The following is a 16326-nucleotide window of genomic DNA, read 5'->3' as shown; positions in this document are numbered from 1 at the left end:
AGGGATGGCAGTGTTCTTTAGAGTGTGGCGAGCGCCCGCAATCGCTTGGCATCGAGAATCTCGATCTCGCCATACCCCAGCCCGATAATCCCCTGCCCCTGCAGATCCTTGAGGATCTGGTTGGTGGTCTGGCGTGACAACGACAACATCGACGCCAGCTGTTCCTGCGGCAGTTGCAGGACCCGGCGTGGCGCATCGATTTCACCGTAGCCCTCGGCGATCATCAGTAAGCGATGGGCCAGGCGAGCCGGGGCCGGCAGCAGGCTCAACTGTTCGAGATTGATAAAGGTCAGGCGCAGTTTGTGGCTCATCAGCAACGCCAAGTGCCGCCAATATACCGGCTGTTCATCGAGGATTTTCAGCAGCGTGGCCTGCGGGATATTCAGCAGGGTGCACGGCCCGACCGCATAAGCATCGTGAGTGCGTGGCTGGCCATCGAACAGGCAGATTTCGCCGAACCAGTGCGGCGCCTCGACCAGGCTCAGCAACGCCTCCTTGCCCTGCTCGCTCACCGCCCCGATCCGGATCGCGCCGTCGAGCACCGCGTACAACCCGCAAGGCGGATCACCGCGCTGGAACAAGCGCTGCCCCGCCGTCAGCCGCCGCTCCCGAGCCGCCGCCAGCAGACTATCCTGAAAGGATGCCGGCAGATGACTGAACCATTGCCCGGTCAGCAGCCGTGAACGCTTATCCATGAACACTCCCAATTGTCGCCTGCCTGACAGAGCGAACGCCGAACCCGAGGCATGCTGCACGCACCCTACAGGAGGAACAACAATGAAAAGCCTCGTCGACCATCTCAGTCAATACGCCGCCTACCACCGCGACCCGCGCAACATCGCCAGCCACTTTATCGGCATTCCGCTGATCGTGGTGGCGGTGGCAGTGTTGTTGTCGCGACCAGAGTGGTCGCTGGGTGGCTTGTGGCTATCGCCGGCGGTGCTGCTGGCACTGGCGTCGGCGTGGTTCTACCTGCGCCTGGAAGTCAAACTCGGCGTGTTGATGACGGTGCTGATGGGCCTGTCGGTCTGGGCCGGGCACACGCTGGCGCAGCAGAGCACCATGGTCTGGCTGAGCAGTGGACTGGCGATGTTTGTGATTGGCTGGGTAATCCAGTTTGTCGGGCACCACTACGAGGGGCGCAAACCGGCGTTTGTCGATGACGTGAGCGGGCTGATTGTCGGGCCGCTGTTTGTGGTGGCGGAAGTGGCCTTCCTGCTGGGAATGCGCCATGAGTTGAAAGAGCAGATCGAGGCGCGGGCGGGTGTGGTGCGGGTCAATCCGAATCGTGCAGCCGTGTAGAGCGCTTTCGCGAGCAAGCCCGCTCCCACAATGGAATGCATTCCAAAGGTGGGAGCGAGCCCGCTCGCGAAGCTTTTGACTTTAGAGGCTGGCGACTTTCTGCCAGACCTTCGGCTTGAAGAACAGCGTTTCACCCCTGGCCAGACCAATCAGGCTGTCATGGTCTTTCACCACTTCCGCCTCGATCAGATCGGTCTGCCCCTCCACCTTCAACGTCACTCGCGTGGTCGCACCCAACGGGCGGATATCGCGCACTTCAGCGGCGTGGTGATCTTCCAGCTCGTGCTTGGACAACGACACTTCGTGCGGACGGAACAGCACGTGGTTGTCGTCGCTGAGCAACAAGCGGTTCGAATCACCGAGGAAGTGATAAACGAAATCGCTGGCCGGGTTTTCGTAGACGTCGCCTGGTGAGCCGATCTGCTCGATCACGCCCTTGTTCATCACCACGATGCGGTCGGCGACTTCCATCGCTTCTTCCTGGTCGTGGGTCACGAACACCGAGGTCAGGTTGATGTCTTCGTGCAGGCGTGCGAGCCAGCGGCGCAGCTCTTTACGCACCTTGGCGTCGAGCGCGCCGAACGGTTCGTCGAGCAGCAGCACTTTCGGTTCCACCGCCAAGGCACGGGCCAAGGCGATACGCTGACGCTGACCGCCGGACAGTTGTTCCGGGTAGCGATCCGCCAGCCAGTCCAGCTGCACCATGTTCAGCAGCTCATGAACTTTAGTCGCGATCTGGCTTTCGCTCGGGCGCTGGTTTTTCGGTTTCATGCGCAGGCCGAACGCGACGTTGTCGAACACCGTCATATGCCGGAACAGCGCGTAGTGCTGGAACACGAAACCGACGTTGCGATCACGTACGTCGTGGCCGGAGACGTCTTCGCCGTGAAACACGATGTTGCCCTGATCCGGAGTTTCCAGGCCGGCGATGATCCGTAGCAGCGTGGTCTTGCCGCAGCCGGACGGCCCGAGCAACGCCACTAGCTCACCGCTGTGGATGTCCAGGCTGATGTTGTCCAGCGCCTTGAACGCATTGAAGTTCTTGCTGACGTTACGCACTTCGATCGACATGAATTATTCCTCCGCGGCGCTGGCGCGCAGGCGGTTGATACGGTTTTCGCTCCACTGCTTGAGCAGCAGGATGAAGAGCGCCAGGATCAGCAACAGGCTCGCCACGGCGAACGCGGCCACGTGGTTGTATTCGTTGTAGAGGATCTCGACGTGCAGCGGCAAGGTGTTGGTCACCCCGCGAATGTGCCCGGAGACCACCGACACCGCACCGAACTCACCCATGGCCCGCGCGGTACACAGCACCACGCCATAGATCAGGCCCCACTTGATGTTGGGGACGGTGACATGCCAGAACATCTGCCAGCCATTGGCGCCGAGCAGCCGCGCGGCTTCTTCTTCCTGCGTGCCTTGTTCCTGCATCAGCGGAATCAGCTCGCGGGCCACGAACGGCACGGTAACGAAGATCGTCGCCAGCACGATGCCCGGCAGGGCGAAGACGATCTGGATGTCGTGATCCTGCAGCCACGGCCCGAACAGGCCCTGAGCGCCGAACATCAACACGTAGACCAGACCGGCGATCACCGGCGACACCGAGAACGGCAGGTCGATCAGCGTCACCAGCATGCTCTTGCCACGGAACGAATACTTGCTCACGCACCATGCGGCGCTGACCCCGAACACCAGATTCAGCGGCACCGAGATCAGCACGGCGATCACCGTGAGTTTCAGCGCCGACAAGGCGTCCGGTTCAAAGATCGCGGTGAAGAACGCGCCGAGGCCGTTCTTCAAACCCTGCGACACCACGATGAACAGCGGCAGCACCAGAAACAGGAAAAAGATCAGCCAGCCGAGACCGATCAGCACGCGCCGTGACGTAGCACTGCCACGGCGTGCAGCGTTGGCCGAGGACGCGGCCGCAATAGACGATTGGGACATGGTTCGCGCCTCCTTATGGGGTTTCGATGCGCCGCTGCAACAGGTTGATCAGCAGCAACAGGACAAAGGAAACCACCAGCATCAGCACGCCGATGGAAGTGGCGCCGGTGTAATCGTATTGGTCGAGTTTGACCATGATCAGCAGCGGCAGGATCTCGGTTTTCATCGGCATGTTGCCGGCAATGAAAATCACCGAGCCGTACTCGCCGACACCCCGAGCGAACGCCAGGGCAAAACCGGTCAGCCACGCGGGCAACAGCGCCGGCACCAGAATGTGGCGGAACACCTGCAGCGGTTTGGCACCGAGGCAGGCAGCGGCCTCTTCGACTTCACGGGGAATGTCAGCCAGTACCGGCTGCACCGTGCGCACCACGAACGGCAGGGTGACGAAAGTCAGCGCGAGGGTGATGCCCAGTGGGGTATAGGCAATTTTGAAACCGAGGTCGGCGGCGAACTGGCCGACCAGACCGGTCGGGGTGTACAGCGCGGTCAGGGCGATACCGGCCACCGCCGTCGGCAGGGCGAACGGCAGGTCGATCATCGCGTCGATCACCTTGCGTCCCGGGAACGTGTAGCGCACCAGTACCCAGGCCAGCAGCGTCCCGATGATGCCGTTGATGATCGCGGCACACAGCGCCGTGCCAAAGCTCAGCTTCAAGGCGGCGAGCACGCGCGGCGCGGTGATGATCGTCCAGAACTGATCCCAGGTGAGTTGGGCGGCGTGGACGAACATCGCCGCCAGCGGGATAAGCACAATCAGGCTGAGGTACACCAAGGTGTAGCCCAGCGTCAGCCCGAAGCCGGGTATGACGGGGGAGATACGACGCGACATAAAAGTCCTTGGTTAAAAAGCATTCCGCTGAACGCATCAATGTGGGAGCGGGCTTGCTCGCGAAGAGGGAGTATCAGTCAACTTCAGGTCGTCTGACACTCCGCCTTCGCGAGCAAGCCCGCTCCCACATTTTCCGCGCCTGAGCATCAGGCTCGTGGTGTGGCTAAAGTCAGATTACTGCGCCTGATAGATCTGGTCGAACACGCCACCGTCGTTGAAGAATTTCGGCTGCGCGGATTTCCAGCCGCCGAAGTCCTTGTCGATGGTCACCAGTTCCAGTTTAGGGAACTGTTGGGCGTACTTCGCCGCCACGTCCTTGTCACGCGGACGGTAGAAGTTCTTCGCCGCGATCTCCTGACCGGCCGGGCTGTACAGGTGCTTCAAGTAGGCTTCGGCGATCTGCTCGTTGCCCTTCTTCTCGGCGTTCTTGTCGACCACGGCCACCGGTGGCTCGGCAAGGATCGACAGCGAAGGAACAACGATGTCGAACTTGTCGGCGCCGCCGTCTTCCTTCAGCGCCAGGAACGCTTCGTTTTCCCAGGCCAGCAACACGTCACCCTGACCGTTGTTGACGAAGGTGATGGTCGAGCCGCGAGCACCGGTGTCCAATACCGGCACGTGCTTGAACAGGGTCTGTACGTACTCTTTGGCTTTTTCTTCGCTGCCGCCGTTGGCTTTCAGGCCATAGGCCCACGCGGCGAGGAAGTTCCAGCGTGCACCACCGGAGGTTTTCGGGTTCGGGGTGATCACCGAGACGTCGTTCTTGACCAGGTCGCCCCAGTCCTTGATGCCTTTCGGGTTGCCCTTGCGCACCAGGAACACGATGGTCGAGGTGTACGGGGTGCTGGCATCCGGCAGACGCTTCTGCCAGTCGGCCGGCAGGGTCTTGCCGAGCTTGGCGATTTCGTCGATGTCGCCGGCCAGGGCCAGGGTCACGACGTCGGCGCGCAGACCGTCAATCACCGCCCGGCCCTGCTTGCCCGAACCGCCGTGGGATTGCTGGATTTTCACGGTGTCGCCGGCATGATCCTTCTGCCAGAACTTGATGAATTCGGCGTTGTAGTCCTGATACAGCTCGCGCGTCGGGTCGTACGACACATTGAGCAGTTCGTAATCCTTGGCAACCGCGGAACCGGCAAACACAGCACTGGCCAGCGCGGCCAAAGCGTAACGGCGAATCGACGACATGGTGAAAGCTCCTGGAATTCTTGGTGGTGGCTTTTTCTTATGTGTTGCTGGAATCGGGTGCTCATTCAAAGATCGCCGCCTGCGCCAGCGCTTGCGCACAGCCCCCCTGCAAAAGCTGGCGCAGGCTGCGATCTTTTTCAGCTCGGCTTGTTACCCGGCTGCTGCAAACGGAATTTCTCTTTGCGTTCGATCTGCACGACTTGAGCGTTGTGCACAGTGATCTCCACCGCGCCAAATCGCAGATCGCGCAGGGCGCTCTGGATCTCACGCAAAATGGTGGTTTCGTCCTGACCGTCAACGCTGCGAAGGGATGCGCTCATGGTGCTGCTCCTTTGAATGGGAAATGCCTGGCAGTGGGCGGCACTGCGTTCGGCGTGGGAGCAATATAAGAGAGGCGCAGATATTCTTAAAAAGACTATTTAAGAATGTTTATATAACTGGAAAACATTATCTGACGGAGCAAGGGTTTGCGTGGTGTTCCCGCTTCGAAAGAACACCGCCCCCCCTGTGGCGAGGGAGCTTGCTCCCGCTCGAGTGCGAAGCGCTCGCCGTTTTTTTGGGCCTGCTACGCAGTCCAGCGGGAGCAAGCTCCCTCGCCACAGAATCGGACTCAACCGATAAACGGTGCCCGCGCCCAATCAATCTCCCCCGCCGGCACCGGCCGCCCAAACCAGTAACCCTGCCCCAGATCACATTCCTGCTCCAGCAGAAACGCCGCCTGCTCGGCCTGCTCGATGCCTTCGGCATGCACCTGCATGCCCATGCTGCGAGCCAGGGCGATGATCACCCGAACGATCGCCGCATCATCCTCGTCCCACGGCAGACCGGCGACGAAACCCTGATCGATCTTCAACTTCTGCACCGGCAAGCGCTTGAGCCGCAGCAACGACGAGTACCCGGTGCCAAAGTCATCAATCGCCAGGCGAATACCCAACTCACGCAGACGATGCATCTGCTCCAGCGCCACTTCCGGGTCATCCATCACCGCGCTTTCGGTGACTTCCAGCTCCAGATACGCCGGATCCAGCCCGGTCTCGTGCAGCACCTGCGCCACCTGCTGGTACAGCTCACGCCGGGCAAACAGGCGCGACGACACATTCACCGCCACAAACGACAACACCACCCCGGCCTGCTGCCATTGGCACATCTGCGAACACGCCTGGCGCATCACCCAGGCGTCGATTTCGGCTATCAGCCCGGTGCGTTCGGCAATCGGGATGAATTCCGCCGGCGACACCAGACCGCGCTGCGGATGCTCCCAGCGCACCAGCGCTTCGACGCCGATCAGCCGACTGCTGTGCAAATCGTGAACCGGTTGGTAATAGACGCGCAGCTCCTGCTGCTCCAGCGCGCGACGCAGCTCGAAGGCAATCTCGACCCGTTGCTGCGCATGCGCGGTCAACTCTTCGGTGTACAGCGCGTAGCCGTTACGCCCGCTGCTCTTGGCCTTGAACAGCGCGGCGTCGGCATTGCGCAGCAACTGATCGGCACTCAATGCATCGCTGGGGAACAGGCTGATACCGATACTGGCGTTGATGAACAGCTCATGCCGATCGATGCAGAACCGCTGCTTGAGTGCATCAAGAATGCGTTGGGCCAGCGCCGCCGCCTGAACCAGCTGTGGACAACTCTCCGCCAGCACCGCGAACTCGTCACCGCCAAGCCGCGCCAGGGTAATCCCCGGGCCAAACAGTTCCTGCAGGCGCGCCGACACCGCTTTTAGCAGGCGATCCCCAACGTTGTGCCCGAGGCTGTCATTGATCATCTTGAAGTGATCCAGATCGATCAGCAGCAGGGCGCAGCCACGTTTGTGGATCTGCGCCGACGCCAGCGCCTGCTCGGCGCGGTCGCTGAACAACAGACGATTGGGCAGATCGGTCAGCGGGTCGTGATGGGCGAGGTGCTTGAGTTCGTGTTCGGAGTCCTTGATCGCACTGATGTCGGAAAACACTGCCACATAGTGACTGAGCCGGCCCTGATCATCGTGAATCACGCGGATGGTCTGCCACTGTGGATAAATCTCGCCGCTTTTACGCCGGTTCCAGATTTCTCCGCTCCATTCACCCTCCGCCTCCAACGTGGCGAACATCGCCTGATAGAAGCCCGGCGGATGGTGGCCGGACTTGAACAGGCTCGGTTGATGCCCGAGGACTTCTTCGCGCTGATAGCCGGTGATCTCCATGAACGCGCGGTTGACGTGCACGATCAGGCCCTGACGGTTGGTGACCAGCACGCCTTCTCGGGTGCAATCGAACACCGCTGCCGCCTGGCGCAGGCGCTCGCGATCAGCCTGCCGCTCACGCAACCGCGCGCCGATGCCGAGAAACTCGCACAAGCGCACGCGGGCCAGAAAAATCAGCCCGGCACTGAGCGCCGCCCAGACGTAACCGTTGATCAGTTGCCAGCGCAGTTGATCGACGGACTCATCGAAGAAATTGTTTAATAAATAACCAGTACCTTGCAGCCAGACGGCGGCAAGCACGAGATAGAGCAGCGCTGCACGCAAGGCATCGCGATAAGTGGCAGACATTCGGCTGTCCATGTCCCTACAAAAAGGTTGGAATTATAGGTCAAGAAACATCCAGCGACTCTTATCTGAAAGGGCGACTGGTTTTATCTGTGTGCTTGGTGATAATGCAACGGCTGTTTTTATCTTTATCGAGGGCCCTATAGCCTATGTGGTACGAAGGTTTTCTTGGCTTGTCGGCCTGGTCACTGGTCGCGGTCACCCTGCTGATGACCCACGTGACAATTGTCGCCGTCACGGTCTATCTGCACCGTTACTCGGCCCACCGTTCGCTTGAGCTGAACGCCGGTCTGAAACACTTTTTCCGCTTCTGGCTGTGGCTGACCACGGCGCAGAACACCCGCGAGTGGACCGCCATCCACCGCAAACACCACGCCAAATGCGAAACCGAAGATGACCCGCACAGTCCGGTCATCAAGGGCCTGTCCACCGTGCTGCGCAAAGGCGCCGAGCTGTATCGCGCCGAAGCCGAGAACCCGGAGACCCTGCGCATCTACGGCAAGAACTGCCCCGAAGACTGGATCGAGCGCAACGTCTACAGCCGCTATCCGCTGCTCGGCGTCGCCATCATGGGCGTCATCGACCTGCTGCTGTTCGGCACCATCGGCATCACCATCTGGGCGATCCAGATGATGTGGATCCCGGTCTGGGCGGCCGGCGTGGTCAACGGTCTGGGCCATGCCATTGGCTATCGCAACTTCGAATGCCGCGATGCGGCAACCAATCTGGTGCCATGGGGCATCCTGATCGGTGGCGAAGAACTGCACAACAACCATCACACCTACCCCAACTCGGCCAAGCTGTCGGTGAAGAAGTGGGAGTTCGACCTCGGCTGGGCATGGATCAAGGTCTTCAGCTTCTTCGGTCTGGCCAAGGTGCAGCGCGTGGCACCGATTGCCCACCGTGTCGAAGGCAAGGGCAGTCTGGACATGGACACCGCCATGGCGATCCTCAACAACCGGTTTCAGATCATGGCCCAGTACCGCAAATTGGTCATCGGCCCACTGGTCAAGCAGGAGCTGGACAAGGTCGATCATTCGGTACGCCACCAATTCCATCGGGCCAAACGCCTGCTGTCACGGGAAACCAGCCTGCTGGAAGATCGTCATCACTTGCGCATCCAGAACATGCTCGAGCACAGCCAGGCGCTGAAGGTCATTTATGAAAAACGCCTGGCCCTGCAGCAGATCTGGGTCAAGACCAGCGCCAATGGCCACGACATGCTCGCCGCCATCAAGGAATGGGTGCACGAGGCCGAGGCCAGCGGCATTCAGTCCCTGCGTGAATTCGCCGACCAGTTGAAAACCTACTCGTTACGCCCCGCCGCAGTCTGACTGCGGTGAATGAGTCCCCTGTGGTGAGGGGGACTCATCCCCGATCGACTGCGCAGCAGTCGTAGACCAGGCGACGCGTTTTGACAGACAAAACGCGTCGTTCCTACCGCCCGGCGGGAGCAAGCTCCCTCGCCACAAAAGCGCGGAACTAAGCCAACAATCCCCTATCTCAAAGACACTTCGCCACCCCGGCGGGCAGTACTGTGGCCGTTGTCGATATTGCGGCACGCCCTTTGAGATAAGTGCCGATGGTCAACAACAATCAAAAAGACTCATCCCTCCCGCAGTGGCCCGAAGCCGCGCAAACCCTGATGGCATTGATGCACGCCCAAGGTGAGGTGGCGCGCCTGAGCGAACGCGAACAGCTGTTCAGCTCATTGCTGGTGAGCGTCAACGCGGTACTCTGGGCCTTCAATTGGGAAACCCGTCAGGTGCTGTATGTCAGCCCGGCCTACGAGCGGATTTTCGGTCGCTCCGCAGGGCTCTTGCTGGCCGACTACAACCAGTGGCGCGACAGCATCTACCCCGACGATCTGGACTACGCCGAACGCAGCCTTGCCGAAGTGCTGCACAAAGGCGCAGTGGAAGACCGCGAATACCGGATCATCGCCGCCGACGGCCAGGTCCGTTGGCTCAGCGACAAGTGCTTCATCAACCGTCAGGATGAGCCTGGGCAACCGGTGATCATCGTCGGTATCGCCGAGGACATCACCGACAAAAAGCACTTGGAAACCGAGCTGCAACGTCTGGCCACCACTGACGTGCTGACCCAGAGCAGCAACCGCCGCCATTTCTTCGAATGCGCCAACCGCGAGTTCGAAGAGGCGCGCCTGCAAGGTGCGCCTCTAGCCTTTCTGCTGCTGGATATCGATGACTTCAAGCTGATCAACGACAGCTACGGCCATCCGGAAGGTGACAATGTGCTGCAGCGCATCGCCGAGTGCGGGCGCGGGTCGTTACGCCGCGGCGATCTGTTCGGACGTATCGGCGGCGAGGAGTTCGCCGCCGTGTTCCCCGCTTGCGCACCGGACATGGCGATGCAGGTGGCCGAGCGGCTGCAGCAGGAGATTCAGCGGTTGAGCTTCAATATCGACGGCCAGACCTTCAGCATCACCGTCAGCCAGGGATTGACCAGCCTCAAGGACGAAGACCAAAGCCTCGACAGCCTGTTCGCCCGGGCGGATGCGGCAATGTATGAGGCCAAGCGTCAGGGCAAGAACCGGATCATCTCTGCCTGATCCAGAATTTCAGCCACCCAGAGATCCAATGTGGGAGCGGGCTTTATGCAAATCCGGTTACTTACGCATCCGCATCAATTCCGGCAGCCCGATCTTCAGCAGCCGCGCCGTACGACTCTTCGCCAGCTCTTCAACGCCCTCATGCTCGGTCAGACGGGCCATTTGCGCTGCCATGTTCATCACCAGCGCCTCACGGGAATACACCCCGCCACCGAGCTGGTAGACCGACGCAATCAACTCCCGCAACTCCAGCGGCAAGCGCCAGCGTGTGCGCAACGCCGAACCGTAGGCCGCGCCAAATTCCGCCAGCGCCTCGCCGACTTCCTCCAGTTCATCCAGTGCGCCACCAGCCTGCTGCCACTCCTGCAAACAGCGCAGCAACGCCAGGTCACCGAGACGATGCAACATACCGGCGCAGTAGCAGCGCTCCTGATCCAGATCGAGCAGGCGCGCCAGGGTGCGGGCGTATTCGGCGGTGTGCAGCGACAGCCCCCAGTAGCGCTCGGCGTAGTCCGCCAGGCACGGGTCACTGAGCCTGGCGCTGCGTTTGAGCGCCAGGCCGAGGATCAGGTTCATGCTCTGCCCGGTGCCGAGGCGATGCAGCGCCTGTCCGAGGGTCTGCACCGCGGCGCCATGATGCTGCGCCGCGCTGTTGGCGGCGGCGATCAGCACGGCGGTGATCTGCGGATCAGTGCGGATCTCTTCTTCCAGCAGCTTCAGGTCGAGGCCATTGGGATTGAGGCTACGTTTGACCGCCACCTGCACATCGGTCATCAAGGGCGCGCCATCGGCCTGCTCGCGGCGTCGCTCGAGGAACACCGACAAGGTCATGCCCGGCGCCAGCGTCGGCACTTCGCAGAACACCTCTTCACCCGCGTTCAGCAGCAAACCCTGCAGCCGCTCGGTCAGGCTTTCCATGTTCAACGGTTTGGTCAGGTAGGCCGTCGGGGCCAGCGGTATGGCTTCGCGCACGCTGGCGCTGTCGTTGCGACTGCTCATCAGAATGAACGGCAGCGGCGGATTGCGTTTGCGCTGGCGTACGCTGCGCAGCACGCTCAGACCGTCGATGCCCGGCAACTCCCAATCGACGATGGCCAGGTCATACGGCACTTCGCTAAGCAACGACAGCGCTTGCTGGCCGTCGGCACACAGATCCAGTCGCGCATCGCAGCGCACATTGAGCAGCACTTGTTTGAGCAGGTCACGAGACCATGGGTCAGCCTCGGCAATCAGCACCCGAGGTACGGCGGGTAAATCAACGGCAGTCATGCGCGCTCTCCCTTGCAATGCCTGAACCTTAGCCAATGCTGGCCTTTCGATACAGCGCAAAAGCGCCTGATGTGTTTCAAGGGACGTAAAAAAACCCGCCGAAGCGGGTTTTTTGTCGAGCCGATCACACAGTGCCGGGCTTACAGCTCCGAGAAGCACTCTTCGATGATCGCCAGACCTTTGTCCAGTTGCTCGTCCGGCGAGGTCAGCGGTACGAGTACGCGCAGCACGTTGCCGTAGGTGCCGCAGGACAGCAGGATCAGGCCCTTGTCACGCGCCTTGGCCACGACTGCCGCAACGGCAGTCGGGTTTGGCTTGTGGCTGTCGCCGTTTTCGAACAGCTCGACCGCAATCATCGCGCCCAGGGCACGCACTTCGCCGATCACCGGGTACTTGGCCTGAATGGCCTTCAGGCCAGTCACCAGACGCTCGCCGACAGCCTTGCAGCGGTCCAGCAGTTGTTCTTCTTCGAACACTTCCATCACGGCCAGGGCCGCAGCGCAAGCGATCGGGCTACCGGCGTAGGTGCCGCCGAGGCCGCCTGGAGCGATGGCGTCCATGTATTCGGCCTTGCCGCAGACACCGGCCAGCGGGAAGCCGCCAGCGATGGATTTGGCGAAGGTGGTCAGATCGGCAGCAACGCCCATCTGTTCCATGGCGAAGAAGGTGCCGGTACGGCCAGCGCCGGTCTGCACTTCGTCAGCGATCAGCAGGATGCCGTGCTGGTCGCACAGGGCGCGCAGACGCTTCATGAATTCTTTCGGCGCGACGTAGAAACCACCTTCACCCTGCACAGGCTCGATGATGATCGCGGCGATGTCTTTCGGCTCGGCGTCGTTCTTGAAGATGCGTTCGATGGACGCGATCGAATCGTCGATGCTCACACCGTGCAGTTCGTTCGGGTACAGCGCGCGGAAGATGCCGCCTGGCATCAGGCCCATGCCGGCCGAGTAAGGCACGACTTTACCGGTCAGGCCCAGGGTCATCATGGTGCGACCGTGGTAAGCGCCGGTGAAGGCGATCACACCGGCACGGCCAGTGGCGGCACGGGCGATTTTCACGGCGTTTTCCACGGCTTCGGAACCGGTGGTCACCAGCAGGGTTTTCTTGGCGAAATCACCTGGCACCTTGGCGTTGATCTTTTCGCACAGCTCAACGTACGGCTCGTAGGCCAGTACCTGGAAGCAGGTGTGGGTCAGCTTGTTCAGCTGTTCGGTCACGGCCGCAATGATTTTCGGGTGCACGTGGCCGGTGTTCAGCACAGCGATACCGCCGGCGAAGTCGATGAATTCACGACCTTCAACGTCGGTCACGGTCGCGTTCTTCGCCGATTCAGCGAAGATCGGGTGAATCTGGCCAACACCACGTGGAACAGCAGCGGTACGGCGGGCCATCAGTTCAGCGTTAGTCTTGCTCATTACAGTCCTCATTCACCGCTCATCGGGCGGCGTGGTTCAAGGATTAAGCGGGAGAAATCGGCGGTGGCAGCATGCGATGATCGACTGCCACGGCGTTCCCGGCCGCAGAGAAAATTCCGGTTTGAAACGACGCAAAGGGACAGCGCTCTCGTGCCCTTTGCGTTTGCAGCGATCCCTTTCCCGGCTTAGATGCCCAGGCAGAGGTATTTGATTTCCAGGTAATCCTCGATGCCGTACTTGGAGCCTTCACGGCCCAGGCCCGACGCCTTGATGCCGCCGAACGGCGCGACTTCGTTGGAGATCAACCCGGTGTTGACGCCGACCATGCCGTATTCCAGGGCTTCAGCCACACGGAACACCCGGCCCAGGTCGCGAGCGTAGAAGTAGGAAGCCAGACCGAACTCGGTGTCGTTGGACATCGCGATCACTTCGGCTTCGTCTTTGAAGCGGAACAGCGGTGCCAGCGGGCCGAAGGTTTCTTCCTTGGCGACAGCGGCATCTTTCGGCACGTTGGTCAGGATGGTCGGCTCGAAGAAGTTGCCTTCCATCGGCTTGCCACCGGCCAGCACGGTGGCGCCTTTGGCCACGGCGTCAGCGATGTGCTCTTGCACCTTGGCCACGGCTTTCTCGTCGATCAGCGGGCCAGTGGTGGTGCCTTCTTCCAGACCGTTGCCGATCTTCAGCTTGGCCACCGCCACTTTCAGCTTCTCGGCGAACGCGTCGTAGACCGAATCCTGAATGTACAGACGGTTGGCGCAGACGCAGGTCTGGCCGTTGTTGCGGTACTTGGAGATGATCGCGCCTTCGACGGCCTTATCCAGGTCTGCGTCGTCGAACACGATGAACGGCGCGTTGCCGCCCAGTTCCAGCGAGACTTTCTTGATGTCCTTGGCGCATTCCGCCATCAGCTGACGACCGATTTCGGTCGAGCCGGTGAAGGACAGCTTGCGCACGATCGGGTTGCTGGTCAGCTCGCTGCCGATGTCGCCGGCGCTGCCGGAGACCACGCTGAACACGCCTTTAGGGATGCCGGCGCGCTGCGCCAGTTCGGCCAGGGCGAAGGCGGAGAATGGGGTTTGCGACGCCGGCTTGAGCACCATGGTGCAACCGGCGGCCAGCGCCGGACCGGCTTTACGGGTGATCATCGCCGCCGGGAAGTTCCACGGGGTGATCGCGGCGGTCACGCCGATCGGCTGCTTGATCACGATCAGGCGCTTGTCTGGCTGGTGGCCCGGGATCACGTCGCCGTAGATGCGCTTGGCTTCTTCGGCGAACCACTCGATGAACGAAGCGGCGTAAACGATTTCGCCCTTGGCTTCAGCCAGCGGCTTGCCCTGCTCGAGGGTCATCAGGCGCGCGAGGTCGTCCTGGTTCTCGATCATCAGTTCGAACCAGCGACGCAGCTTGCCTGCACGCTCCTTGGCGGTCAGTGCACGCCAGGCCGGCAGCGCTTTGTCAGCGGCTTCGATGGCACGGCGGGTTTCGGCGGCGCCCATTTTCGGCACGGTGCCGAGGATTTCGCCGGTGGCCGGGTTGTTGACCTTGATCGTCTGACCGTTGTCCGCATCGACCCAAGCACCATCAATGAAGGCTTGCTGGCGGAACAACTGGGTATCTTTAAGCTGCATGTCGGCTTTCCTTAACAGCACCGCGGCCTGCGCGGAGCAAAATTATGATTGTAGAAAGGCGCCTCGCAAGGCTGCCGTCAGGGAAATCATGGACCGGGCTGAAACCTCTAAATAGCGCACGGTTGCAAACACGTGCGGCTCAACACCCGATCAAAGAGCGTTTGAAATCTCAAACGGATCGTAGGAGCAAAGGGGTTAAAGGACAATAGGCCGTTCGAAAAAAAGAACAAAAACCCAGCGTTTGCTGGTTTTTTCAGATCAACGAGCAAAAACCCCCGGCCGCAGCCAAACCATAGATCAGCCGGGAAAAAGCGCCAAGCGAGGGTTTTGCAGGACGTTACAGCTTTAAGGAATGCAGCGTCTGCGCACCGACACGCGCACTGACAAAACCCGCCCAAACCCGGCATGGACGCCCCGAGCCGACCTAGGTATGATGTCGCCCGCTGCACCAGTAGCTCAGCTGGATAGAGTACTGCCCTCCGAAGGCAGGGGTCGTGGGTTCGAATCCCGCCTGGTGCGCCATGAATTGAAACGAGAAAGCCCCGGACTGTGATGGTCCGGGGCTTTTTTGTGGGCGCAACGCAGTCCTCTGGCGGCGGTCACTCCGTCGTCCAGTCAAACTCGTCGTAATCGTCGTCTTCGTCTTCCTGATCTTCCTCAACCTCCTCAAAAACCTCGTCCTCTTCGACGACGTCTTCTTCCGACTGGTTCAGCAGAAACTCCTTGCGAGCCTCGGTAATCGCTCGCCGCATCTCCTCGCCCTTCTGCGGGCAGTTGAGGAGTTGGGCGATGCGGTCGATTTTTGGTGCCACTTTGTTCTCCAGCGCTTCAGCCATGGCCCGATAGTGCGCGTTTTTGCCGGGCAATGCCAAATGGCTGGAGATTCATCCGCTCGCTGGCAGCGGATTTGTTCGCGGCACAGGCGTCGCGGTAAAGGCAGGCAACGAACATGGGCTGCCCGCCTCAGTGAATGAACGTGATCATTCATCCACTGAGGCAGGCAGCCCCTTCAGATCGGGTTAAACGCCGCCGAATTATTTTCAGCGGTGATAACGCCGCACCACGCTGCTGTTACGCAGTACGTGGCCTTTGATTTTGTCCATCAGCTCGGCGCGGGTCAGGCCGGCGGGCAAGGCGTCCGGGGCCAGATCGAGGGCGTAGATCTGAATGATGTAGTGGTGGGCGCTGTCGCCGACCGGAGGGCAAGGCCCGATGTAGTGGGTGGTGCCTTTGGTGTTGGTACCGCCCACGCCTTCCAGGTTGGATTTGGCGCCGACACCGGCCGGGATCTGCCGGGTGGTGGCCTTGATGCCGTAGTGAATCCAGTGATCGACGCCCAGGCCTTTCTGGCCGTCCGGATCGTGCATGACGATCGCGTAGCTCAGCGTACCGGCAGGGCCCGCATTCCAGGCCAGCGCTGGCGACTGGTTCTTGCCGCCACAGCCTGCCGCATCGCTCGCGGCAGCCGAGGTGAACAGGCGGTTGTCCGAGACACCGGGGATGTCGAGGGTAAAGCGCTCGGCCGCCTGCGCCGGAAACTGCACGCAAAGGGCGACGGCGACGGCCGCCAGCCAAGGGTTTAGAGAGGTCAATCGGGTCATTCCGGGAGCACCTTGTGCAGTTGGGCCTTCGTCGGCCTGCAA

At 61.0% G+C, this 16326-nt stretch carries 15 protein-coding genes and 1 tRNA gene; 4 read left to right on the top strand and 12 right to left on the bottom strand.

The features are described from left to right. Positions 1-17: 17 nt before the first annotated feature. Positions 18-695, bottom strand: coding sequence for a Crp/Fnr family transcriptional regulator (locus AC27VU_RS23755; protein WP_282413527.1), 678 nt, complete (start codon positions 693-695; stop codon positions 18-20). Positions 696-777: 82 nt separating this feature from the next. Here AC27VU_RS23755 and AC27VU_RS23750 point away from each other — a divergent pair, with 82 nt between their 5' ends. Beyond that, complete coding sequence (locus AC27VU_RS23750; protein ID WP_338800499.1) at positions 778-1302, top strand: Mpo1 family 2-hydroxy fatty acid dioxygenase; 525 nt, start codon at positions 778-780, stop codon at positions 1300-1302. An 81-nt stretch (positions 1303-1383) separates the two neighbouring features. Here the strand turns inward: AC27VU_RS23750 and AC27VU_RS23745 are convergent, their stop codons facing one another. The 6 genes from AC27VU_RS23745 to dibA all read right to left on the bottom strand — a co-directional run bounded on the left by AC27VU_RS23745 (position 1384) and on the right by dibA (position 7799). Further along, a complete protein-coding gene (locus AC27VU_RS23745; RefSeq protein WP_488725031.1) occupies positions 1384-2373 on the bottom strand; it encodes a sulfate/molybdate ABC transporter ATP-binding protein in 990 nt (329 codons plus the stop codon). A gap of 3 nt (positions 2374-2376) precedes the next feature. Continuing rightward, complete coding sequence (cysW, locus tag AC27VU_RS23740; RefSeq protein ID WP_003220512.1) at positions 2377-3249, bottom strand: sulfate ABC transporter permease subunit CysW; 873 nt, start codon at positions 3247-3249, stop codon at positions 2377-2379. Between the two features lie 13 nt (positions 3250-3262). Beyond that, positions 3263-4081 (bottom strand): sulfate ABC transporter permease subunit CysT, encoded by an 819-nt coding sequence (gene cysT, locus AC27VU_RS23735; protein WP_003220511.1) that lies wholly within the window; start codon positions 4079-4081, stop codon positions 3263-3265. 174 nt (positions 4082-4255) lie between these two features. Then, a complete protein-coding gene (locus AC27VU_RS23730) occupies positions 4256-5269 on the bottom strand; it encodes a sulfate ABC transporter substrate-binding protein (RefSeq protein ID WP_027611146.1) in 1014 nt (337 codons plus the stop codon). Positions 5270-5406: 137 nt separating this feature from the next. Continuing rightward, positions 5407-5589, bottom strand: coding sequence for a sulfur starvation response protein OscA (oscA, locus tag AC27VU_RS23725; RefSeq protein WP_003220508.1), 183 nt, complete (start codon positions 5587-5589; stop codon positions 5407-5409). Between the two features lie 290 nt (positions 5590-5879). Continuing rightward, positions 5880-7799 (bottom strand): phosphodiesterase DibA, encoded by a 1920-nt coding sequence (dibA, locus tag AC27VU_RS23720; protein WP_473018566.1) that lies wholly within the window; start codon positions 7797-7799, stop codon positions 5880-5882. A gap of 146 nt (positions 7800-7945) precedes the next feature. On the opposite strand from dibA, the gene desA reads away from it, so the two are divergent. Both desA and AC27VU_RS23710 read left to right on the top strand, forming a co-directional pair. Continuing rightward, a complete protein-coding gene (desA, locus tag AC27VU_RS23715) occupies positions 7946-9130 on the top strand; it encodes a delta-9 fatty acid desaturase DesA (RefSeq protein ID WP_103485241.1) in 1185 nt (394 codons plus the stop codon). A gap of 248 nt (positions 9131-9378) precedes the next feature. After that, entirely contained in the window at positions 9379-10368 is a 990-nt protein-coding gene (locus AC27VU_RS23710; RefSeq protein ID WP_488725030.1) for a GGDEF domain-containing protein, read from the top strand. A 57-nt stretch (positions 10369-10425) separates the two neighbouring features. Here the strand turns inward: AC27VU_RS23710 and AC27VU_RS23705 are convergent, their stop codons facing one another. The 3 genes from AC27VU_RS23705 to gabD all read right to left on the bottom strand — a co-directional run bounded on the left by AC27VU_RS23705 (position 10426) and on the right by gabD (position 14683). Then, entirely contained in the window at positions 10426-11637 is a 1212-nt protein-coding gene (locus AC27VU_RS23705; protein WP_488725029.1) for an HDOD domain-containing protein, read from the bottom strand. Between the two features lie 140 nt (positions 11638-11777). Continuing rightward, a complete protein-coding gene (gene gabT / locus AC27VU_RS23700; protein ID WP_003220503.1) occupies positions 11778-13055 on the bottom strand; it encodes a 4-aminobutyrate--2-oxoglutarate transaminase in 1278 nt (425 codons plus the stop codon). Positions 13056-13240: 185 nt separating this feature from the next. Continuing rightward, the gene (gene gabD, locus AC27VU_RS23695; RefSeq protein WP_003220501.1) at positions 13241-14683 is read right to left on the bottom strand and encodes an NADP-dependent succinate-semialdehyde dehydrogenase; all 1443 of its coding nucleotides are present in this window, start codon (positions 14681-14683) and stop codon (positions 13241-13243) included. A gap of 445 nt (positions 14684-15128) precedes the next feature. On the opposite strand from gabD, the gene AC27VU_RS23690 reads away from it, so the two are divergent. Beyond that, positions 15129-15205: transfer RNA gene (locus tag AC27VU_RS23690), tRNA-Arg, on the top strand. A gap of 77 nt (positions 15206-15282) precedes the next feature. On the opposite strand, the gene AC27VU_RS23685 is transcribed toward AC27VU_RS23690, so the two are convergent. Continuing rightward, positions 15283-15519: a hypothetical protein gene (locus tag AC27VU_RS23685; protein WP_488725028.1), complete on the bottom strand. Its 237-nt coding sequence runs from the start codon at positions 15517-15519 to the stop codon at positions 15283-15285. A gap of 204 nt (positions 15520-15723) precedes the next feature. After that, the gene (locus tag AC27VU_RS23680) at positions 15724-16284 is read right to left on the bottom strand and encodes a YbhB/YbcL family Raf kinase inhibitor-like protein (protein ID WP_003220497.1); all 561 of its coding nucleotides are present in this window, start codon (positions 16282-16284) and stop codon (positions 15724-15726) included. Between the last annotated feature and the right edge of the window lie 42 nt (positions 16285-16326).

It is taken from the genome of Pseudomonas sp. 14P5.3.2, assembly GCF_057799175.1.
Note: the sequence above shows the minus strand (reverse complement) of the source record. Positions and strands in the feature narration are given on the sequence as shown.